This window comes from Pseudomonas ogarae, from assembly GCF_014268695.2.
Lineage (GTDB): Bacteria > Pseudomonadota > Gammaproteobacteria > Pseudomonadales > Pseudomonadaceae > Aquipseudomonas > Aquipseudomonas kilonensis.
Genome location: NZ_CP077086.1, coordinates 3848949 through 3871015 on the forward strand (window position 1 = coordinate 3848949; position 22067 = coordinate 3871015).

Here is a 22067-nt window from a genome sequence, read left to right on the forward strand (position 1 = left end):
CAGTTTTAACGCCGGCAGGCGTTGACCGGTGGGACTCGGCCGCGCCACGGTTGGGCGCGCTCCAGTTGGGCGGCCAGGGCCAGCAAGGTGCTTTCCTCGCCAAAGCGACCGGCAAAATGCGCCCCCATCGGCAGGCCATTGGCGCTCCAGGACAACGGCACTGACATCGCCGGTTGGCCGCTGGCATTGAACAGCGCGGTGAACGGCGAATAGCTGTGGTAGCGCTCGATCAGTTGATCCAGGCTCATGCACACATCCTGCAGATCCAGTTCGCCAATCGGCGTCGGCTCACGGGTCAGGACCGGGGTCAGGATCACGTCGTAATCCTGCATGAACGCGGCCAGTTGCCGGCCGAGGGCATGAATCCATTCCACCGCCGCAGCATATTGGGCGCCGCTGACGTCGCCCTTGTCTCGCAAGATGATCCGGGTACGTACTTCAAGTTCTTCCGCCTGCACCGCAAACCCACGCATCTGACCCAGCAGGTCGACATAATGACGGGTGCTGGCACCAATGATGGTGAACACGTGGTCGAGAAACTCCAGCAACGCCACCGGCAGGCTCACCGGTTCGACACGATGCCCCAACGACTCGCACAACCGCGCGGCCTCGCCCACCGCCTGAAGGCTCTGGGGTGACGTAGGCCAAGGCCCGAGCTGCTCGACCAGGGCAATGCGCAGCGGCTTGGGATCGGCCTGCACCGCCATCACATACGGCAACACCTGGATCGGCGCGGCGTACGGCGCACCCAGGTCCATCCCGGCGGTGGCGTCCAGCAGCGCCGCACTGTCGCGCACCGACAAGGTGATCGCATGAGGCGTGCCCATCCCCGCCCAACCCTCGCCCACCATCGGCCCCGATGGCAGCAAGCCACGGCTGGGCTTGAACCCGAACACGCCACAGCAAGACGCCGGCACGCGCAATGAACCGCCACCGTCGTTGCCATGGGCAAACGGCACCACGCGGGCCGCTACCAGTGCCGCCGCGCCCCCGCTGGAGCCACCGGCGCTGTGGTCGGTGCTCCAGGGATTGCGCGTAGCGCCGAAGCGCGCGGACTCGGTGGAGTACGACGTACCGAACTCCGGCGACGTACTGGTGCCCATCACCTGGCATCCGGCACGCCGCAGACGCGCGACGATTTCCGACTCGAAATCCGCACGGAAGTTGCCCAACGCGCGTGAGCCGTTAGTCATCGCCGCGCCGTGGACCGGTGAAAACAGGTCTTTGATCAAGGTCGGCACACCGGCCAGCAAGCCCTGGCCTACCTGTGGCGTGCGCGCCGCCTGCCGAGCCGAATCGTACAAACGCTCGGCCACCGCATTGAGCTGCGGCTCGACCCGCTCCAGGCGCTCAATAGCCGTCTCCAGCAGTTCGCCGGGCTGGACTTCGCCACGCCTGACCCACTCGGCCAGCGCCGTGGCATCTTCAATGTCCATCAAATGGTGGATGTCTTGCATACCCATGTTTCAGGTTCCTTGTGTCATGACGATTAATGTGACCCGACAGTGCGCGCCTGTCCCTGGCCGCGTGCACGCAGGCCGACAACGACCCAGAGCAGCGCCAAGGCAAAACTGGCCAGAGCCAGCCACTGGATGGCGTGACGCAGGTCACCGGCGAAGACAATCACCAAGGCCACCACCAGCGGACTGACGAATTGACCGATGTACAGGCACGAGGTAAACCCGCCCATGCCCCGGCCGCGGGTGCTGGCGGTCAAGGCATTCATCACCGGCGCCATCACGTTGGGCACCAGCAACCCGGCTCCCAGGCCCTGGATGAACACCGCCACCAGCACTTCGTTGTAGCTTTGCCCGCGCATCAGCAGCCACAGCCCCAGGCCCATCAGGCCGAGCAACAGTGCGTTGCAACCGGCGATGCCGAAGCGGCGGCGCAGCAACGGCCACATCAGCGAACCGCCCAAGGTCGCCAGCAGGCTCAATCCCGCGGCCAGGCCGATCATGGTGCTGGAGGTGATGCCCAGGCTGACCAACAGCGTCGGCGCCTGGATCGGCATGACGAACGTCAGGACCATGCCACCCAGGATCATCAGGTAGCCGGCCAGCAGTTGCAGCACGGCGACCTTGGCCGGCCCCGACTCATCGACGCGCTGCTCGACCATTTGCCGCGTCGCCACCGGCGGCTCCCAGAGCACTTTCATCATGGCCGGCACCAGCAGCAGTGGCAGCAGATACAACAGGAACGGCGCACGCCACGAATGCTCGCCGAGCACACCGCCCACCACGAAAAACAGCGCGCCCACCAGGCCGATGGTCACCACCTGCCGGTTGACGTAGCGCAGCCGCTCCTCGCCCTGCCAATAGTCAGCGATCAAGGTTGCGCAGCAGGTCATCACCGCTGCCTCCGTGCACCCGAACAACAGCCGCGCACCGACAATCGAAGGCAGGCTGTCGAGCATGGCCGGCAGCGCACCGAGCAAGGCGTAGAGCACCGTGGCAATCACCAGCAACGCCTTGCGCCCAACCCGGTCGGCCAACCAGCCAGCCAACGGTGCGCACACGGCAATCGCCAAAGCCGGGCCGGTAATCGCCAACGGCACCAACAGATCGGCGCGCGGTTCCATGGGACCGAATTCGGCGCCCAATCTGGGCAGGATGGGCGTGACCATCACCGCGCCCATGATCGTCAGGCTGCTGCCCAGCATCAGCACCCCGCCTTCGCGCCAACCGGCCTGGCGCGACGGGGTGGCCGCCGGTGAAACGGAATTTGATTGGTTCATGGCGAGCCCCTTTTAGAAACTGTGAGAAATACGCAGCGCCGTGGTGTAGCCCTCGGCGCGGTTGCGCGCATCGAGCTCCTTGTAGACGTGCAGCCACACCGGGGGCATGCCGGGCTTGAAGTAGCTCACCGCCGGCCCGACCGCCAACACCCGGGCGCGATTGCCCGCTTCCAGGCCCGGCGCATCGTCGTCGGTGAATTGCCGGTAGTAAAAACCGCCCACGCCGACGGTCCATGGGCCGACGTGTTGGCCCACGGCGAATTCGTGACGGTACTCGACGCCATTCTTGTAGTCGGTGGCGTGGTTGCGGGTGTTGATGTCGGCTTCGAAACTGGAAGACACTTCGAAGCCGCTGTCGGAGATGTAGGTGGCGTTGAGGATCGGCGAGAAGGTCCAGTGGTTGAGACCCGGTGAGATCAAGCGATCCTTGTCGTAGTCGCCCGTGGGGGCCTGGATCTGGAACTGGGCGTTGACGAACAGGTTCGGCGACAAGGTCCACTGCAGGATCACCGGCAGCACCTGTATATCGGCCATGCGAAACGGATCGGCTTCCAGGTCCAGCGGCCCGACAGGGGTCTGCACCTGTAGCGAAGCGTCCATCTGGAAAAACGGCACGACGGCGCCGAAGCCATACTTGGCGCCCAGCACGGTGTAATCGGTCATGCGCATGTAGGCAACGCCGATGGACAAGATATCCAGGGACAAATTGTTGTCCACGGACTTACCGTGACGATCCTTCTGCACGTTGGCCGAGTAGAACGCGGTGCGCAGGCCGACGGTGCCAAAGGGCGTGGCCGGCGGCATCATCCCCGCGCCGAAATCGTAGACCCCGAACGCCGTGGTCGGCGCACCGTTTTCGGTGCCATGGGCAGCGCCACAAACAGCAATCAACCCCAGGCTTAACCAGGTACAGCGCAAGACGTTGGTTTTATAATTTTTTTGATACATCGAATGCCCCTCCAACCAAGTGGTGTTGGGGTCATCCTAGGGAGCCGGCCGGTCAGCCGTTATCCGTTTTCAGCACAGATGCGTGCGACGCAGGGTTTGTGAAGGGGTCTCGCCGAACAGCACTCGATAGTCGCTGGAAAACCGGCTCAAATGCCAGAAGCCCCAGCGTGCCGCCACCTCCTGTACACCCCGGGCATGGCCGCCGCTACGCAGTTCACGACGCACGGCATTGAGGCGCAACGCCCGCAAATAGGCCACGGGATTGATGCCCAACGTCTCCTGGAAGCAATACTGCAGTTTTCGTCGGCTGGCACCGATGTGGTTGCACAGGTCGAGGATCGACAGCGGCTCATCGACATGGGTCAAGGCATATTCCCGGGCACGGTCGACCATGCGCTTGCGCGCCGTGGGGTTGAGCGGCGGCGCCTCATCCGGGGCCACCAGTTCCAGTATGTGCAGCATCACCGTGTCACGCAGGCCACGGCGGATCGACTCGTAACCCAGTAACGAGTCACGCCCCTGCTCGCCGCCTTCAAGCTCATCGAACAACGCCGCAAGCTCGGCGGGCAGCGTCGAGTTGCCGAGACGGTAACACTTGGGAAGATCGGTAATTCGAAAGCGACTGCCCTGTCGTTCCAGCACATGCTCCAACGCCTGCTCGTCGATGGCGACACCGAGCAGGTCGAGATGCTGCGGTGTGCGCAGCTCGGGCAGGTTCTGGCCACGGGCGACCAACAGACTGGGCTCGATAATCGGGTGCCCGGAGCAAAAGACCGGCCCATCGGCACTCAGCGGCACGCTGAAGGTGATGGCGCCCTCCCAGGCAACGCCTTGCTTGGTCAGTGCCTGATTAGAGCGGTCGCGCACCAGTTGCATCCAGTCCGAGCGGAACTCGATCAACTCGCCTTCAAAGCGCCCGGGGGTCAACTGGTCATAGCAAACCTGCCAGCCACCCATATTGCGGGCGTGCTCATCGATGTCTGCGGTGCGGAACCGATTGATCGGCAGCGTTGGCAACAGGTCCGACGAGATCGCTGGCTGCGCCATGTTGTAATTGTTCATTGACCCGACCTTTGATGATTCCAGGGCTTATGGGTCAATGCTCAGGCAAGTTCCATTCCGCCCGCTGAGCCGGTCGTGCAATCGTGCCGAAAACGGATAGACTCCTTGACCGCCCCTGACGAAAATCCAGCGCGAAGCGATCATGAACGAGATGAGCCTGGATGTCGGCACCGCCGCCGAGTCCATTTCCCAACCGCGCACATTGGTTTTCCTGGCTTATCCGCAGATGGGCCTGTTGGACCTGACCGGTGCCCAGACCGTTTTCTGGGCCGCCACCAAAGCCATGACTGAACGCGGCCTGCCCGGCTACACCCTGCACACCGCAAGCCTGAAAGGTGGGTTGACGCAGACCGCCGAAGGCTTGGTCGTGGATACCCGTGCCCTGCACGAGCTCGACGGGACGCTCATCGACACGTTGATCGTGCCTGGCGCACCGGACATACGGCAGGCGATGATTGACTGCATCGACCTGGTGCAATGGCTGCGCAACGCCTCGGTCAAGGCCCGGCGCACCGCATCGGTATGCAGCGGCACCTTCCTCATGGCCCAGGCTGGTTTACTGGACGGACGCCGCGCCGCCACCCATTGGGCCATGTGCGACATGCTCAAGAGCGGCTTCCCGTCGATTGAAGTGGACCTGGACGCGATCTTCATCCAGCAGGACGCCGTGTGGACCTCGGCCGGTGTCAGCGCCGGCATCGACATGGCCCTGGCACTGGTCGAGGCCGATTGTGGGCGCGACGTGTCCCTGCAGGTGGCCCGTGAGCTGGTGGTGTTTCTCAAGCGCCCCGGCGGACAAGCGCAGTTCAGCCAACTGTTGCAGCTGCAGATACAGGACAGTGCCGGGTTCGACGAACTGCACGCCTGGATGGCCGAACACCTGGATGACGACAACCTCACCGTCGAACGACTGGCCCGCCAGGCAAGGATGAGCCCACGCAATTTTGCCCGGGTCTACAAACGCCAGACCGGACGAACCCCGGCCAAAGCCGTCGAGATGTTCCGCCTTGAAGCCGCGCGTCGAATGCTCGAAGACTCCCAGCGCAACATCGACCAGATCGCCCGATCCTGCGGCTTCGGTGACGAGGAACGAATGCGTCACACCTTCCAGCGCCATCTCTCGATTTCCCCCCGGGAGTATCGCAACCGGTTTTCTCGCTGAGCGCGAAACCCTTACGGTACGGTCCCGTCAGGCCACTCTCCTCGAGTGCTCCCGCGGGTCGGCCTGCTCGGCCAGGAGCGCGCTGCAACGCGAACGCAGCCACCGCTCCCCCGGATCATTGTGCGAGGCGCCGCGCCAGACCATGGAAAGCTCGTACTGTGGCAAGCAGATTGGGGCCGCTTGCGCCCTCATGCCGGTCGTCACCGCCATCGCCTGGGCAACGTAATCCGGCACGATGGCGATCATCTCGCTCTGGGCCAACAGCACGGGCAAGGCGCTGAATTGCGGCACGGTCAACACCACCCGGCGCTGTCGGCCCAACAGGCATAACGCGCGGTCCGAGTCATCGATGACATTGCCCATGGACGACACAATCGCATGGGGCCGACGACAGAACTCGTCCAGCGTCAGCTCACCGGGCTGCGAATCGGCGCGCAACAGCATCGGTCGAATCGGCCGCAGCAGCTTGCGTCGGGCATTGGCCGGCAGCTCCAGCGTCGGGCTGATACCCAGGGAAATCTCGCCGCTGGCTAACAGCTGGGACACCTGCCATTGATCGGCCCGGCGCACCACCAAGGTGGTACCCGGTGCCTCGACCCGCAGGCGGCGCAACAGCTCCGGCAACAGTGCGTACTCGACGTCATCGCACAGCCCGATATGGACGGTCGCCTCGCTGGTGGCTGGCTCGAACGCCTGACAATGGCTCAAGGCGGCAGCGATGCCGTCCAGCGCCGGTGACAGATTGGAGAAGATTGCCTGGGCCCGGGAGGTCGGCTCCATCAGCCGTCCCGAACGGATGAACAACGGATCATCGAACATCAACCGCAAGCGCGCCAGGGCACTGCTGATCGTTGGCTGGCCGAGAAACAGCTTTTCGCTGACGCGGGTAACGTTTTGCTCGTGCATCATGGTTTCGAAGACCACCAGCAGACTGATGTCAGCACGACGCAGGTCATTTCTGTTCATCATAGTCGTCGCCCCAGGCGCCAGGCCATTTAGTCAGGAGTGGACAAGATCATCGCCTGCGCCCGCCATCAAGGCCTACGGCGACGAGGTGTTGAAAGCGTAATCCCCGAGGCGCGCCAGGTCTGTTGTACGTGGGGGCACTCGACTCACCCTTTGGGCAACGTCATCGATACTTCGGTATACATCCAGGCCCTGTGACGAGGTGTTGGCACGGCTTGGCGGGATTTCAGGGTTTTATGTCCTACCTCAGACAAAGGGCGGCTTCTAAGATATGAACCGATGCTCTGTCTCCCCGACATCCCAGAGCGAGACCCCGTAAAAACAAAAGGTCTGCCAGCGTGCCCCTACCCTCCGCGATGCTCAAGAACGTCTATGACAGCCTTCGATACACCCCATGCCAGAGCGGGCCGCGACCGTCGATGGGAATCAGTACCCACCCGCTGGTCAACGCCCTCGGCTGGTTGGTAGGCCTGGTGGTGGCCTGCGGGATTGTCATCATCAACTCCGAAACCCATTCCGACCTGGCCCCGACTCTGCTGTACATCACCTTGTTGTTGATGGCGGCCAACTTGTTTTCAATCAACTTGGTGATCGCCGTCGCGCTGATGAGCATGTTCTTGCTCACCGCGATGTTCTTTTACAACGGCGGCTATCACCGCTGGGAATCGACCACCGGTTTCTTCCGCTGCCTGACCGCATTGTCGGCCATCGCGTTCCTGGCCTTGCGCAGCAAGCAGGCGTCCGACAGCCTGCGGCATAACGAGGCTTACCTGATCGGCGCCCAGCGCCTGAGCCAGACCGGCAGCGTGGGCTTTCGCGGTGATCGGAAAGAGATGTCCTGGTCGGAGGAGTCGGCACGGATCTTCGAATACCCACCCCGCAGGACGCCGACGGTGTCGATGATGCTGGAGCGTACCCATCCTGAAGACCTGGAGTTGGCACGCGGGATTTTCCAACAGGCCGCCGCCGGCGAACCGCAGATAGAGGTAAAGCTTCGGCTGCTGATGCCTGATGGGCGCATCAAGCATATCCACATGATCGCCAGCCCACTGCTCGTCCAGCATGGCCGTTTCCAGTACCTCGGCGCACTCATGGACGTCACCGCCAGCAAGCTGGCCGAAGAAGCACTGTTCCGCGCCCAGAGCCAACTGGCCCACGTCACTCGCTTGACCTCCCTGGGGGAAATGGCCGCGTCCATTGCCCACGAGGTCAACCAGCCACTGACGGCCATCACCAGCAGCGGCGAGGCCTGCCGCCGATGGCTCGAACGTCCGGAACCTGATCTCGATGAAGCCCTGGATTGCCTCGACCGGATCGTCGCCAACGGCTGTCGTGCCAGCGAGGTCATCAGCGGCATCAGGGCGCTGTCGCGCAAGTGCGACCCGTTGCGCCAGCCCGAACGGCTGGACGACATCGTCCGCGAGACCCTGAACCTGGTCCAGCAGCAACTGACGCATCATAAAGTCCGGGCGAAGCTGGACCTGGCAGCGACGGACGGCCAGGTCAGCGCAGACCGGGTGCAACTGCAGCAAGTGATCATCAACCTGATCATCAATGCCTGTCACGCCATGGACGGGGTCAAGATACACGCAAGAATCCTGCACATACGCACATGGACAGAAGATGACGAAGCGCTGCTGGAGGTGACCGACCACGGAACCGGCATTGCTCCCGAGGTCCTACCGTCCTTGTTCAATGCGTTTTTTACCACCAAGGAAAACGGCCTGGGCATGGGCCTTTCCATCTGCCGGTCCATCATCGATTTCCATGACGGCAGGCTCTGGGCGACCAGCGAAGCCGACCAAGGCACCTCGTTCAGGTTCGCGCTGCCGCTGCTCGCTTGCACCACCCTGGCGGGGAACGCCCAATGATCCCCCCACACACCACACACCCGGTCATCGGCGATGCCCCCGTCGTCTACATCGTCGATGACGACGCACCGCTGCGCCAATCCCTCGGCAGCCTGCTGCGCTCCATCGGCATGCAGGTCCACTTGTTCGGTTCGGTCGCGCAGTTCATGAATCATCCCCGGCTCGACCTGCCCAGTTGCCTGGTACTGGATGTGCGGCTGCAAGGCACCAGCGGCCTGGATTGCCAGCGCGAACTGGCCGCGGCCAACGTTCACCTGCCAATCGTGTTCATGACCGGTCACGGTGACATCGCCATGACCGTGCGGGCAATGAAGGCCGGTGCCGTGGATTTCCTCGCCAAACCGTTTCGCGAGCAGGACCTGATCGATGCCGTAGCCGCCGCCCATCAGCAGGACCGGCTGCGGTACGAATCCGAACGCAGCCACCAGCAACTTCTTGGTCGCTACGCCACATTGACGCCCCGGGAGCAGCAGGTCATGGCGCTGGCCGCGTCGGGCTTGATGAACAAACAGATCGCCGGGGAAATAGGCTTGAGTGAAATCACGGTCAAGATTCACCGCGGCCACGCCATGCGCAAAATGTGCGCACGTTCGTTCGCCGACCTGGTGCGCATGGCCCAGATACTGGAATTGCGTGGCGAGCAGTAGAAAGTTCATACCCACGTATACTTGGCGGGCCCATTGGAGGGCGTATCTTGCACTGATAACAGGCGCCTTTATGGCCACCTGATATCGCCCCAGGTATCAACATGCCCAACACCGCAATTATTTCAATTATTGATGATGATGAATCAGTTAGAATTGCCCTGGATGGCTTGTTACGTTCCCACGGATATCGGGTTGAAACATATGCCAGCGCCTTGGACTTTTTATCTTCCTGCGAACTTGAAAATACAGCCTGCCTGATATCGGATATACAAATGCCCGGCATGACGGGTATTCAGATGTACGATCAATTGTCGACCCTGGGCATTCATACCCCGATCATTTTCATCACTGGATACCCTGGCGTGCCACCGCGTGTCAGCGCTGGCACGCCCGAGCCGGTGGCGTTTTTCCCGAAACCCTTCGACTGCGCTGAATTGATCGCCTGTATCGAATCGGTACTGGCCTAGTCTGCTTGACTGCGCCGCCCCCTCATACCTTCGTATAGATCATACCTACCCAAGCATGGGCCCGATGACCTTATGTAGAAGTGTTAAACACAGTCCCGGCCAATAAGATTTCCTACAGCGAACCGAAACTGAATGTGCTCGATGTGAATACATTGGAGCCAGGCGTTTCTGGAGTACTTCGCGCCACGGTCACGCTGAAAAGTTTAATTCATTCAACGTATCGATTTTGTCTTCGGGAGCAAATCATGAAACAGCAAATTCTGGTTATTGGTGCTGGTTTCGGCGGAGTATGGAGCGCATTGAGCGCCGCCCGCCTGCTGGACCAACATGATCGAAATGACGTGCAGATTACTGTCCTGGCGCCCCAGGCGGAACTGCGCATCCGACCTCGTTTCTATGAGCCGGACGTCCACACCATGATGGCTCCGCTGGACGGACTGTTCGACGCAGTGGGCGTGAAGTTCGTACAGGGCTCGGCGAGCAGTATCGACGTCGAGGGCAAACGGGTCGGCTACGTGGACATGTTCGGCACCCAGGGCAGCCTGGGTTACGACCGATTGGTACTGGCGGCAGGCAGCAAACTGTTTCGCCCCGATCTCAAAGGCATGCTCGAACATGCCTTCGACGTCGATGAGATCGAACAGGCAACGCGCCTCGAAGGCCACATCAAGTCCCTCAAAAACCTGCCGGACAGCCCAGCCCGCAACACCGTGGTGGTAGCCGGCGGCGGCTTCACCGGCATCGAAACCGCCACCGAAATGCCAGCCCGCCTGCGGGCCGCCCTGGGTGAGGACGCGAATATTCGGGTCATCGTGGTGGATCGCGCGCCGCAGATCGGCGCATCGTTGGGCGACGGCATTCGCCCCTCCGTGATCGAAGCGTCCAATCACCTGGGCATCGAGTGGATCCTCAACGCTTCGGTCGATTCGGTGGATGCCGGCGGTGTCACCCTGTCGAACGGCCAGCGTATCGAGTCCAATACCGTGATCTGGACCGTGGGTTTCCGTGCCCACCCGCTGACCCAGCAAGTGCCTGGCGCCCGTGATCACCAGGGCCGCCTGCACGTCGACGGCCATCTGAAAGTGTTGGGACAAAACGACATATTCGCCACCGGTGACGTGGCCTATGCCGCCACCGACACACTGGGCAATTACGCGGCGATGTCTTGCCAGCACGCCATCTCCCTGGGTCGCTACGCCGGCAACAACGTCGCGGCCGACTTGTTGGGTGTGGCGCCGATGCCCTACAGCCAACCCAAGTACGTGACCTGCCTGGACCTGGGCGCCTGGGGTGCGGTGTATACCGAAGGTTGGGATCGCCAACTCAAGCTGGTCGGGCAGGAAGCCAAGGATCTCAAGACCCAGATCAACAGTGTGTGGATCTACCCGCCCGCCGCCGACCGCGCGGCGGCCCTGGCGGCGGCTGACCCGTTGATTCCGGTGGCCTGACCCTTGCTCCCTACCCCGGCCAGCCCCTCCTTTCTGTGCCGGTCTTTCCCAGACGCCTGCCAATGATTCTTCGGCAGGCGTTTTTTTGGGCTGGCTTTTCCCAAGCCAGTCTGAATATCGTCACTGCCCAGCAAAATCCGTATCAAAGCCCGCCCCCGGCCCACTGAGCACAAGGTAAGGTAGACAGAAACCATCCGGATCGAGGTGTGCCGTGGCGTCCTATTCCTTGCGTCAGCTGAAGTACTTTGTCACCACCGTTGAATGTGGCAGCGTCGCTGAGGCATCCCGCAAGCTGTACATCGCCCAGCCATCGATTGCCACCGCCATCAAGGGGCTGGAGGACAGCTTCGGCGTGCAATTGCTCATCCGTCATCACGCCCAGGGCGTATCGTTGACGCCCGGCGGCGCGCGCTTCTATCGCAAGGCCCAGGAGCTGTTGCGCATGGCCCGGGAGTTCGAGCAGAACGCCCTGGCCGATAACGATGTGGTCAGCGGGCAAATCGACATTGGCTGCTTCGAAACCGTCGCCCCGCTCTACCTGCCGCGCCTGATCGCGGGCTTTCGCCAGCGCTTCCCGGGGGTGGAGATCCGCGTGCAGGACGGCGAGCAACAGGAGCTGGTGCAAGGTTTGACGGGTGGACGTTTCGACCTGGCGATTTTCTATGAGCACGACCTCGACAGCACCATCGAGACCGAGGCGTTGACGGCACCACAACGCCCCTACGCATTATTGCCGGCTGAGCATCGCTTCGCCGATCAGGCCGAGGTCTCGCTGCGCGACCTGGCGCTGGAACCGATGATCCTGCTGGACGTGCAGCCCAGCCGGACCTATTTCGTGAGCATCTTCGAAGAGCTGGGCCTGACGCCCAACATTGTCTTCAGCTCGCCTTCCATCGAGATGGTCCGTGGCATGGTCGGCCAGTCTTTCGGTTTTGCCGTGCTGGTGACCCGCCCGCACTCCACCTGCACCTACGACGGGCAGCACCTGGTGTGCGTCGACATCGCCGAGGACGTGACCGGTTCGGCCTTGGTGGCGGGTTGGCTAAAACGCACCCACCTGACCAAACCGGCCCAGTTGTTCGTGGATTATTGCAAGGAACAGTTCAGGCAATGGCTGGCCTGAACCCTGTGGCGAGGAAGCTTTGATCGTCCCCAAGCTCTGCGTGGGTATGCATCCTGTGACGCTCTGCGTCACCCCCCAGAAGCGGAACGCGGAGCGTCCCTGGCGACGTTCCCACGCAGGAGCGTGGGAACGATCGGTCCATGGTGGGGGAACGGTTCGGTGCCTAGCGAGCCGCCCAGGCGTTGAAGCGTTGCTCCAGCTCCTCACCATGGTCGACCCAGAACTCCGCATCCACGGCTTGCGCTTCAGCCAGGTTGGCCTCGGCGGTGGGCAACTGTTCCTGTACCGCCGTCGGCAACAGCGCCAGCGTCTTGCGGTGCACCGGCCCATAAGGGATGTTTTCCGAAAACACCTTCTGGGTCTGCGGCTGGCTGGCAAAGGCAATGAACTGCTCGGCCAGGGCCTTGTTCGGCGTGCCCTTGACCACGGCCCAGTACTCCGGGTCGTACAGGCTCTGCGGCCAAACAATGCTCAGTTTCATGCCTTCCTTTTGCGCCGATGCGATGCGCCCGTTATAGGCGGCACTCATCGCCACGTCCCCCGCCACCAGCCATTGCGCCGGTTGGGCGCCGGCTTCCCACCATTGGATATTCGGCTTGATCTGATCCAGCTTGGCGAAAGCCCGGGACACGCCCTCCGGTGTGTTCAACACCTTGTACAAGTCCTGCGACTTGACTCCATCGGCCAGCAAGGCGATCTCCAAGGTGTACTTGGCCCCTTTGCGCAGCCCGCGCTTGCCCGGGTACTGGGCAACGTTCCAGAAGTCAGCCCAGGAGCTGGGCGCCTTGGCGAGCTTGCTCTGGTCATAGGCCAGGACCATCGACCACACGTAAGTGGCGACGCCACACTCATTGAGTGCGCCGGGCACATAGTTGGCCGGGTCGCCAAGGCCTGCCAGGTCAAGCTTTTCGAACAAGCCTTCCTCACAGCCGCGCAGCAACTCGGGGCTTTCCACTTCGACCACGTCCCAACTGGTGTGACCGGCCGCGACCATGGCCTTGATCTTCGACAGCTCACCGTTGTATTCGCCAGCCACGATGCTTCCTGCACCGCTGGCGTTGAAGGGTTGGAAGTAGGCCTTGTCCTGGGCCTGCTTGGTGGCGCCACCAAAGGAAATCACGGTCAAACTCTGGGGCGCGGCCATGACGCTGGTACTCAATAACGCCAGTGCACACGCAATATTGCAACGCAAGGATCTGGACATGAAGCGGTTCCTCGAAAATGCCGGCTCGCCCGCACGAGCCGACGACGGGACTCAAGGGTGGCCGTAAGCGCGGGCGGTGTGGTCTACAGCAATAAGGCTCTTGTCGGCCCATTCGTGGACGTCGGCACGACTGGCCGCCAGGATCTTCCTGATGTTGAAATCGTTCACCTTGGACACCTCCTGGTCACGGGCCATTGGGTTCAGCGAGATAGCTCGCCAACCGATCCATCAAGCGATCGCAGGCGGCCATCTGTTCAACGCTCACGTATTCGTCGGGCTTGTGCCCCTGGTCCATGCTGCCGGGGCCACAGACCACCGTTGGCACGCCGGCCTGGTGAAACAGGCCGCCTTCGGTGCCAAAAGCGACGGTGCTGAAAGCGTCACTGCCGCACAGTCGCGTAACCAGTTGTGCAGCAGCGCTGTCAGGCGAGGTCGCCAGGCCCGGGTAGGCGGACAGTGGTTCAAAACCAATCGCCGTATCACCCGCCACCGCCTGCATCGCCGGCAGCAGTGCCTGTTCGGCAAAGTCCTGCAATTGCTCGGCCACCACCTGGGGATTGAAATCCGGCAAGGCGCGCACTTCGAAATCGAAACGGCAATCGGCCGGGACAATGTTCAACGCCGTGCCGCCGTGGATCACCCCGACCTGAACCGTGGAAAACGGTGGATCGAAGCGCGAGTCATGCCGTGATGGTTCGGCCAGCTGTGCACCGATCTCGCCTAAGCGACCCATCAGGCGCGCAGCCTGCTCGATGGCGTTGACCCCGTAAGGTGCATAGGCCGAATGACAGGCCGCCCCTCGGACATGACAACGCATCGCCAACTTGCCTTTGTGCCCCAGCACCGGTTGCAGTTGGGTGGGTTCGCCAATCAGGCACAGCGCTGGTTGGGGTATTCGCCGAACCAACACGTCCAACAGGCTGTGAACGCCCAGGCACCCCACCTCCTCGTCGTAGGAAAACGCCAGGTGCAGCGGTCGACGAAGCGCGCTGGCGAGGAACATCGGCACCGATGCCAGCACCGATGCCAGATACCCCTTCATGTCCGCCGTACCACGCCCGAACCATTTGCCGTCCCTCTCGGTCAGGCAGAACGGATCGACCGTCCAGGCCTGCCCATCCACCGGCACCACATCGGTATGCCCGGACAACACCACGCCACCGGGCACCGATGGGCCAATGCTCGCCAGCAGGTTGGCCTTGGTTCGCTCGGCGTTGTAGATCAGCTCGCTATCCACACCCAGCCCTTGCAAGTAATCGCGCACGAACTCGACCAAGGCCAGGTTCGACTCACGACTGACCGTGGCAAAGCCCACCAGCTCGGCAAGCAGGGCGCGGCTGCGCAGCTCACTCATCACCCGGCACTCCATAACTGGGCGCCAGCGTCGGGTTAAGCGCGCGGGTCAGGTAATCCTGCAATTGCGGCTGATAGGCGAGCCAGAGCTTTTCCAGTTCGCCGATGGGATTTTCCTCAGCCCAGTCCACCCGCAGATCGACGATGGGCCAGGTCAGGTCATCGACCACCGCCAGCGCCGCCGAATGCACCGCCCCGGCCTCCCCGCCCGCCGCCTGCCCGGCCTGCAACGCACTCACCAAACGTGCTGCAAGACAGCCGGCGCTATGCTCGAAGGCCGCGACCATGGCCTCGATCACTGCACCGTTGGCCAACAGATTCCCAGCCGCCACGCATTGCTCACCGGCCACGGCGTTGTGGTTGCCCAGGGTATGCTCGCCACTGAAAATCGCCGTGCGCCCCTCGGCATCGATCACCGCCACCTGGCGATACTGGCTGTAGCCATTGCGTGCCAGGGTCCGCTCCAGCGCCGCTTGGGCCACCAGGCCGCCGGCCAGTTCGTCAAGAATCTGCGGCCCCAGGGCCGGCAGGGTAATGTTCTGGCTCGACACCGCGCCGACGCCCGCGCGCAACCAGGGGCAACGGGCGCCGACGGCAATGCTCGAGGAACTGATGGCGATGCCCAACTGGCCGGTTTCGGCACAGCGTCCAACGATGGAAAAAGTCATGCTCCGCTCCTTATTCAGGGATCACCGCGATCACGTCGATTTCCATCAGCCACTGCGGCTGGCCCAGGGCACTGACCACCAACCCGGTGGAGATCGGAAACACCCCCTTGAGCCACTTGCCGACCTCTTGGTACACCGGCTCGCGGTAACGCGGGTCGATCAGGTAAGTGGTGGTCTTGACGATATGGCTCAGGTCGCTGCCGGCCTCTTCCAGCAATTGCTTGACGTTGCGCATGGCCTGCTCGGCCTGGGCGCGAGGATCGCCCAGGCCCACCAATTGACCGTTGAAATCAGTACCGACCTGGCCGCGCACATAGACGGTGTTGCCGGCGCGCACGGCCTGGCACAGGTCGTTGTCCAGCGTCTGGTTCGGGTAGGTGTCCTTGGTGTTGAACATGCGAATACGTGTGTGAGTAGGCATCAACGGACTCCCGTGAGGCTGGTTTTCGAACGATACGAATCGCTGTCGCGCGCAGGGGCCTGGCGCTGGGCAGCATCTTGGTAGGCGAGGTAAATGCGTTGCTTCACGATGTGATCGGCAATATGCCGGGCGTCATGCCAGACGCCCCAGATGAACGCCGAACCTCGTCGCGACAACCAGGGCAAGCCGACGAAATACAGGCCCGGTTCACTGGAAACGCCGCGCTGATGCCGAGGCTTGCCGTTGGCACCAAGGGCGTCGACCTTCAGCCAGCTGTAATCCACCGAGTAGCCAGTGGCCCAGATGACGCTGGTCACACCGGCGGCGACCAGGTCCAGTTCCAGGATCGGCTGGGTCAGGCATTGCGGGTCGGGCAGTTGGTCGCGGGCTTGAGGCTCTAGCGGCAGGTCCAGGCCATTGCGGGCAATGTAGGCGTCAGCGGCATCCAGCAGCGCCAGATAATTCTCGTCGCCACGGGCGATGTTTTCGGCGAGATTCGGCTCAAAGCTCACCACGCGCCCGTTGAACGATTTCGTCAGCCCCACCAGGGTGATGCCCTCGTGGGCCAGCCGGCGAAAATCCACGGTATGACCACCACGGGCGCCGCTCACCGCAATGGTGACGTGCTCCTTGCCGGGCTGGACCGCTTCCGCATCCCACTCGCCCAGCACGCCCAGCCACCAGCAGAAATCGCGGTTGCGATAGGCCCGCGGCGGACGATCGTGGGCACCCACCGAGAGATAGACCTGCTTGCCGGCGCGCTGCAGCTCATCGGCGATCTGCACCCCCGACGACCCGGCCCCCACCACCAACACCGCCCCCTCGGGCAATTGCCCGGGGTTGCGGTACTGGGCCGAGTGCAACTGGGTAACCGTCGCCATATCGGGTGCAATCGGTGGAATCACCGGCCGCTGGAAGGGCCCGGTGGCGACAACCACATGAATCGCCTCGATCAAGCCTTCAGAGGTTTCAACGGTGAAACCCGGACGGCCGACATTGCGCTCGACCTTCCGGACGTCCACGCCGGTGCGGATCGGCGCGTTGAACTTGTTGGCATAGGCTTCGAAATAGTCGGCCACCTGGTCCTTTGTCGCGAAGTCATCTGGACCGAGCCCGTCGAATTCCAGCCCCGGAAAGCGGTCATGCCAGGCCGGCCCGTTGGCCACCAGCGAATCCCAGCGTGATGTGCGCCAGGCTTCGGCAACGCGGCTTCGCTCCACCACCAGATGCGGCACGCCTTGCCGGCTCAAGTGCTCACTCATGGCGATGCCGGCCTGGCCGGCGCCTATAACAAGCGTATCGATGCGTAGGGTTTCAACGGGCATGTCTGTGCACTTCCGGCAGTAGGTTTGGTTCAGGCCGGCATAGCGCCGCCTCGGGTTCTGATTTTTTGTTGTTCTGCGTTTGCAGCTATCGAGATCAGGTGTCGAGGCGATTGTGTTGGCGGGGGGAGATTTGCGAAACGAGGGTTTTTATCGTTGCTGGGAAGGAAAAAAATGGGCTTCTGGGGGGGATCGTTCCTACGCAGAACCATTGTGGGAGCGAGCTTGCTCGCGATGACGGCGGCACAGTCAATATTGATGCAAGCTGACCCACCGCTTTCGCGAGCAAGCTCGCTCCCACAATGGTTCTGCGTGAGAACGATCGATCGCGTTAACTAGTTCACTGCATCCGCGCCGGAAACGCCTTGAGTTCAAGCTTCTCCATCACCAACCCAATGAACGCCGAAACCGCCAGCGGCAACTGCCGCCGGCTCGGATAGAGCACATTCAAGCCGAAGCCGATGCGCTGGTATTGCGGCAGCACACGCACCAGCCTTCCGGCTTCCAGGTCGAGGCTGCTCAGCGCCCCCGGCAACACGGCGATGCCCAGGCCGGCGACGGTCGCCCTGCGCAACGCCTGGGCGGTGTTGGCGTGGAAGCGGCTGGCGATCTGCACCTGTTCCTCGATGCCGTCCGGGCCAACGAATCGCCAATGGGCCATGCCGCCGGGATGAGCGAAACTCACGCCGTCGTGGTGAGCCAGGTCCTGCAACGAAAGCGGTGCGCCGCGCGCGGCAATGTACGCGGGGCTGGCGACCATGCCGTCACCGTCGTTCTTGAGCAGTTGGCGACCGACGTACCCCGAGTCCTGCAAGGGACCGCCGCGAAAGGCCACGTCAATGCGGTCGGCAATCAGATCGACCCGGGCATCGCTGAGCACGAAATCAAGTTGTACTCGCGGATGCGCGGCTAAAAAGTCGGCCACCCATTCCATCGGGAAGAAATCGAAAAAGTCCGCCATCGCCGCGATGCGCACCAGGCCGCTGGGCTCCTCGCTGCCCATCATCAGTTCCTGTCCGGCGTCCATCAGGCCGTCCACGGCATCCACGCAGCGCTCATAAAACCCCTGGCCCGCATGGGTCAGCGTGAGTTTGCGGGTCGAGCGCTGCAAAAGTCTCGACTCCAATTGCGCCTCCAACTGCTGAACCCGTCGGCTGACGGTGTTGGAAGGCATGCCCAAGCGCCTGGCGGCTTCGGCGAAGCTGCCGCTGCGGACCACCTGAACGAACAGCGCAACATCGTTGAGATCGAGCATGGCGCCGACATTCCTTCGTTTTATGGATGAGTTCAATCCGATTGTATCGACTAATCAATCTATTGGCAGGCACTTATCCTTCTCGCATCGAGGCTCAACGCCCAAGACTTGGAGGTAACCCCATGAACAGCATCGTCGCAGCACCGCCGCGCGCCATCGCCCACCGCACCTGCGGCAGCAGCCATGGGCCGATCACGCGGCTCATGAGCCCAGGTGACCTGGGCCAGCTCTGCAAGCCATTCGTGTTTCTCGATCACTTCGCCTTCAACGCCGATGCCATGCAAAGAGGTTTCGGCATGCACCCTCATTCCGGGATCGCCACGCTGACCTACATGATCGAGGGCCAGGTGATCTACGAAGACACCACGGGCCAGTCAGGCACGCTGCCCAGCGGCGGCATGGAGTGGATGCAAGCTGGTAACGGCGTATGGCACACCGCCCGACCGGTTGCGGGTTCGCCGATCCAAGGCTTCCAGCTCTGGGTTGCACTGCCGACGGCAGAAGAAAATGCCCCGGCCCGCAGCGTCTACCTGGCGCCCTCCGAGATCCCCCGGGAAGGTCCGGCGCTGGTGTTGCTCGGCCAATACGGCGCGGCCCGCAGCAGCGTCGCCTCCCCGGCGGGCATAAATTATCTCGCCGTGCAGTTGCAGGACAACGAGCACTGGCGCTACACGCCGCCGGCCGGGCACACCGTCGCCTGGCTGGCAGTCAACGACGGCAGTCTCGATGCTGGCGGCAACGTCAATGCCGGAGAAATGGTGGTATTCGAAGCGTCCGGCGAGACCATCGACATCGTTGCCCGGGGCGCGACCTCCTTCGTGCTCGGTTCGGCGGTCAAGCATCCCCATGACCTGGTGATGGGCTATTACTCGGTGCACACCAGCGAGGCCGCCCTGGAAAAAGGCGAGAAAGAAATCCAGCGCATCGGCGCCCTTTTGCAACAAGAGGGCCGGTTGGCTTAGCCGACCCTCTACTCAATCCCTAATTCATACCCGATCCCTTAGAGGTGAATCATGACTGACATCGGTCTCGATCTTCTGTTGTCCCGCACTCAAGTCGGCAAGCTGTCCCTGAAAAACCGCATGATCATGGCGCCCATGACCCGCAGCCGCGCAGGTGCTGGCGATGCCGCCACGCCCCTGATGGCCGAGTACTACAGCCAACGCGCCAGCGCCGGCCTGATCGTCAGCGAAGGCTCCCAGGTGTCGGCCCAGGGCAAGGGTTACCTGAGAACGCCAGGGATCTTTACCCCTGAGCAAATCGCCGGCTGGAAACAGGTGACCGACGCGGTCCATGCCGAGGGCGGGCAGATATTCTTGCAGCTCTGGCACGTAGGCCGTCTTTCCCATCCGTTGGTGCAGGTCAACGGCGCCCAACCCGTAGCTCCCTCGGCAATCAAGGCCGATGGCGAGATCTACACCCCCGAAGGCCTCAAGCCCTATGAGCTGCCACGGGCCCTGGAGCTCGATGAAATCCCCGGTGTGGTCGCCGACTTCCGCCAGGCCGCAGCCAACGCGAAGCTGGCCGGCTTCGACGGCGTGGAGATTCATGGCGCCAATGGCTACTTGATCGACCAGTTCCTGCGTGACGGCACCAACCAACGTACCGATGCCTACGGCGGCTCGATCGAGAACCGTGCACGTTTGCTCAAGGAAGTGGTCGAGTCGGTGATCGAAGTCTTCGGCGCCAGCCGCGTCGGCGTTCGCCTGTCGCCGATCTTCAGCTACTTCTCGATGAGCGACAGCAACCCGCAAGCAACATTCGACTACACGGCCAGAATGCTCAGCCGCTATGGCTTGGCTTACCTGCACATCGTGGAATTGGGCGAAGGCCCGTTCGACTTCCTGGAACTCAAGCGTCGCTTCGGCGGGACGTACATTGCCAATGGCGGCTACAGCGCCGAACGCGCCGCCACTGCCATCAGCCGTGGAGAAGCAGACCTGGTGGCATTCGGCACGCCGTTTTTGGCAAACCCGGACCTGGTGGAGCGCTTCAAACGAGGCCAGGCGCTGAACACCCCTGACGCATCGACGTTCTACCAGGGCGACGAGCGCGGTTATACGGACTATCCGACCTTGGCCGGGGCTTGACCCCAGTGTCCAGCGCGTGCCTCGCTTGGACTTGTACAAAATAGCGAAATTACTTGTACAAAAAACTTTAATTTGTACAAGGCGTGCAGTAGGCTTCTGAAAACTTGTACAGGAATCATTTCCTGTACAACAATCGGAGCCTATGCATGTCCGTCTACCTCCAGCGTTTCGCCCACGCTTTCGCCGAGCTGGACGCCAGTCGCCTGGCTGAGCTCGATGAACTCTACAGCGCCGACATACAGTTCCAAGACCCTTTGCACCGGATCGAAGGCTTGCCGGCCCTGCGCGCTTACTTTGCCCAGTTGTACGCCAACGCCAGCAACCTGCGCTATGACTTCCACGCCTTCGATGAAGTCGGTCCCGGAGAGGGCTATCTGCGCTGGACCCTGCATTTCAGCCACCCCCGCCTGGCGCAGGGAGCACCCATCGCGCTGCAAGGCTGCAGCTATCTGCGTTGGAATGATCGAATCTACCTGCATCAAGACTTTTTCGACGCAGGCGCCCTGCTCTACGAACATCTGCCGCTGTTTGGATCGGTGATTCGCTGGCTCAAGCGGAGGTTGGCATGAGCCGTGTCTGGCTGACCGGCGCCAGCAGCGGCATTGGCGCGGCATTGGCGGCAGTCCTTCTGGAACAGGGGCATCTCCTGGCTGTGAGCGCGCGCCGGAGCCAACCCCTGGAGACGTTGGCCACACGCTATCAAGACCAGATATTGGTGCTACCGGGCGACCTGACCGACCCGCATCAGGTCGCCACGATCTGCCAGCAGATTGACCTTCATTGGGGGGCGCTCGATCTGGTGATCCTCAATGCCGGCACCTGCGAATACCTGGAACCGGGCCACTTCGACACCCGCCTGGTCGAACGGCTCATCAACACCAACCTGCTGGGTACTTGCCATTGCCTGGAGGGCGCCTTGCCCTTGCTGCGCCGGGGCCAGCGTCCACATCTGGTGGCGGTGAGCAGTGCGGTCACCTCGCTGGCCCTGCCTCGCGCCGGCGCCTACGGTGCGTCCAAAGCCGCGTTGCGTTATCTGATCGAATCCTTGCGCATCGACCTGGCCGCCGAGGGTATCGATGTCACCCTGGTCAGTCCCGGCTTCGTCGACACGCCACTGACCCGACGCAACGACTTTCCCATGCCCATGCGCTGGTCGGCGCAACGAGCCGCCCGCCATATCGCGCGACGCCTGCCGGCGCGCCCGCTGGACATTGCGTTTCCGTGGTCCTTCACGCTGGTCCTGCGCCTGCTCGGGCATTTGCCCGCCCGCTGGCGGCTGGCACTTGGCCGACGCCTGGCACGCCCTTCCAAGGAGTCTTGAAG

21 protein-coding genes are annotated in these 22067 nt (G+C 62.4%); 10 read left to right on the top strand and 11 right to left on the bottom strand.

What is annotated here, in order from left to right; translation table 11 throughout:
• Window positions 1-5 precede the first annotated feature (5 nt).
• The 4 genes from HU749_RS16720 to HU749_RS16735 all read right to left on the bottom strand — a co-directional run bounded on the left by HU749_RS16720 (window position 6) and on the right by HU749_RS16735 (window position 4747).
• Window positions 6-1463, bottom strand: coding sequence for an amidase (locus tag HU749_RS16720; RefSeq protein WP_186651895.1), 1458 nt, complete (start codon window positions 1461-1463; stop codon window positions 6-8).
• A 26-nt stretch (window positions 1464-1489) separates the two neighbouring features.
• The gene (locus HU749_RS16725; RefSeq protein ID WP_186651893.1) at window positions 1490-2737 is read right to left on the bottom strand and encodes an MFS transporter; all 1248 of its coding nucleotides are present in this window, start codon (window positions 2735-2737) and stop codon (window positions 1490-1492) included.
• 12 nt (window positions 2738-2749) lie between these two features.
• A complete protein-coding gene (locus HU749_RS16730; protein WP_079304046.1) occupies window positions 2750-3685 on the bottom strand; it encodes a SphA family protein in 936 nt (311 codons plus the stop codon).
• Window positions 3686-3754: 69 nt separating this feature from the next.
• Window positions 3755-4747, bottom strand: coding sequence for a helix-turn-helix domain-containing protein (locus tag HU749_RS16735; protein ID WP_079304044.1), 993 nt, complete (start codon window positions 4745-4747; stop codon window positions 3755-3757).
• Between the two features lie 151 nt (window positions 4748-4898).
• Here HU749_RS16735 and HU749_RS16740 point away from each other — a divergent pair, with 151 nt between their 5' ends.
• Complete coding sequence (locus tag HU749_RS16740) at window positions 4899-5909, top strand: GlxA family transcriptional regulator (RefSeq protein WP_095962497.1); 1011 nt, start codon at window positions 4899-4901, stop codon at window positions 5907-5909.
• 27 nt (window positions 5910-5936) lie between these two features.
• On the opposite strand, the gene HU749_RS16745 is transcribed toward HU749_RS16740, so the two are convergent.
• On the bottom strand, window positions 5937-6878 hold the full coding sequence (locus HU749_RS16745; protein WP_275959737.1) for a LysR family transcriptional regulator: 942 nt from the start codon (window positions 6876-6878) through the stop codon (window positions 5937-5939).
• A 416-nt stretch (window positions 6879-7294) separates the two neighbouring features.
• Between HU749_RS16745 and HU749_RS16750 the strand changes: the two genes are divergently transcribed.
• The 5 genes from HU749_RS16750 to HU749_RS16770 all read left to right on the top strand — a co-directional run bounded on the left by HU749_RS16750 (window position 7295) and on the right by HU749_RS16770 (window position 12431).
• Window positions 7295-8746 carry a sensor histidine kinase gene (locus HU749_RS16750; RefSeq protein ID WP_095962496.1) on the top strand — a complete coding sequence of 484 codons (1452 nt, stop codon included), beginning with the start codon at window positions 7295-7297 and terminating at the stop codon, window positions 8744-8746.
• Complete coding sequence (locus tag HU749_RS16755; RefSeq protein WP_095962495.1) at window positions 8743-9393, top strand: response regulator transcription factor; 651 nt, start codon at window positions 8743-8745, stop codon at window positions 9391-9393. The genes HU749_RS16750 and HU749_RS16755 overlap by 4 nt, the downstream gene beginning before the upstream one ends.
• 101 nt (window positions 9394-9494) lie before the next feature.
• Window positions 9495-9860 (top strand): response regulator transcription factor, encoded by a 366-nt coding sequence (locus tag HU749_RS16760; RefSeq protein WP_079304034.1) that lies wholly within the window; start codon window positions 9495-9497, stop codon window positions 9858-9860.
• 245 nt (window positions 9861-10105) lie between these two features.
• Window positions 10106-11308, top strand: a complete 1203-nt coding sequence (locus tag HU749_RS16765) for an NAD(P)/FAD-dependent oxidoreductase (protein WP_079304032.1) — start codon at window positions 10106-10108, stop codon at window positions 11306-11308.
• Window positions 11309-11519: 211 nt separating this feature from the next.
• Complete coding sequence (locus HU749_RS16770; RefSeq protein WP_079304030.1) at window positions 11520-12431, top strand: LysR substrate-binding domain-containing protein; 912 nt, start codon at window positions 11520-11522, stop codon at window positions 12429-12431.
• A 163-nt stretch (window positions 12432-12594) separates the two neighbouring features.
• Here the strand turns inward: HU749_RS16770 and HU749_RS16775 are convergent, their stop codons facing one another.
• The 6 genes from HU749_RS16775 to HU749_RS16800 all read right to left on the bottom strand — a co-directional run bounded on the left by HU749_RS16775 (window position 12595) and on the right by HU749_RS16800 (window position 18654).
• The gene (locus HU749_RS16775) at window positions 12595-13575 is read right to left on the bottom strand and encodes an ABC transporter substrate-binding protein (protein WP_013693282.1); all 981 of its coding nucleotides are present in this window, start codon (window positions 13573-13575) and stop codon (window positions 12595-12597) included.
• Window positions 13576-13819: 244 nt separating this feature from the next.
• A complete protein-coding gene (gene argE, locus HU749_RS16780) occupies window positions 13820-14989 on the bottom strand; it encodes an acetylornithine deacetylase (protein WP_079304026.1) in 1170 nt (389 codons plus the stop codon).
• On the bottom strand, window positions 14982-15656 hold the full coding sequence (locus HU749_RS16785) for a DUF1028 domain-containing protein (RefSeq protein WP_079304024.1): 675 nt from the start codon (window positions 15654-15656) through the stop codon (window positions 14982-14984). Before HU749_RS16785 ends, argE begins: the two co-directional genes overlap by 8 nt.
• A gap of 10 nt (window positions 15657-15666) precedes the next feature.
• Window positions 15667-16077, bottom strand: coding sequence for a RidA family protein (locus tag HU749_RS16790; protein WP_003201555.1), 411 nt, complete (start codon window positions 16075-16077; stop codon window positions 15667-15669).
• On the bottom strand, window positions 16077-17402 hold the full coding sequence (locus HU749_RS16795) for a flavin-containing monooxygenase (RefSeq protein WP_079304022.1): 1326 nt from the start codon (window positions 17400-17402) through the stop codon (window positions 16077-16079). Before HU749_RS16795 ends, HU749_RS16790 begins: the two co-directional genes overlap by 1 nt.
• Window positions 17403-17739: 337 nt before the next feature.
• A complete protein-coding gene (locus HU749_RS16800; RefSeq protein WP_095962494.1) occupies window positions 17740-18654 on the bottom strand; it encodes a LysR family transcriptional regulator in 915 nt (304 codons plus the stop codon).
• Window positions 18655-18776: 122 nt separating this feature from the next.
• Between HU749_RS16800 and HU749_RS16805 the strand changes: the two genes are divergently transcribed.
• The 4 genes from HU749_RS16805 (at window position 18777) to HU749_RS16820 (ending at window position 22065) form a co-directional block, all read left to right on the top strand.
• Window positions 18777-19616 carry a pirin family protein gene (locus HU749_RS16805; RefSeq protein WP_079304016.1) on the top strand — a complete coding sequence of 280 codons (840 nt, stop codon included), beginning with the start codon at window positions 18777-18779 and terminating at the stop codon, window positions 19614-19616.
• Between the two features lie 51 nt (window positions 19617-19667).
• Window positions 19668-20744 carry an alkene reductase gene (locus HU749_RS16810; RefSeq protein WP_079304014.1) on the top strand — a complete coding sequence of 359 codons (1077 nt, stop codon included), beginning with the start codon at window positions 19668-19670 and terminating at the stop codon, window positions 20742-20744.
• A 146-nt stretch (window positions 20745-20890) separates the two neighbouring features.
• Entirely contained in the window at window positions 20891-21313 is a 423-nt protein-coding gene (locus HU749_RS16815) for a nuclear transport factor 2 family protein (RefSeq protein ID WP_014339204.1), read from the top strand.
• A complete protein-coding gene (locus HU749_RS16820; RefSeq protein ID WP_014339203.1) occupies window positions 21310-22065 on the top strand; it encodes an SDR family NAD(P)-dependent oxidoreductase in 756 nt (251 codons plus the stop codon). Before HU749_RS16815 ends, HU749_RS16820 begins: the two co-directional genes overlap by 4 nt.
• The last annotated feature ends 2 nt before the right edge of the window (window positions 22066-22067 follow it).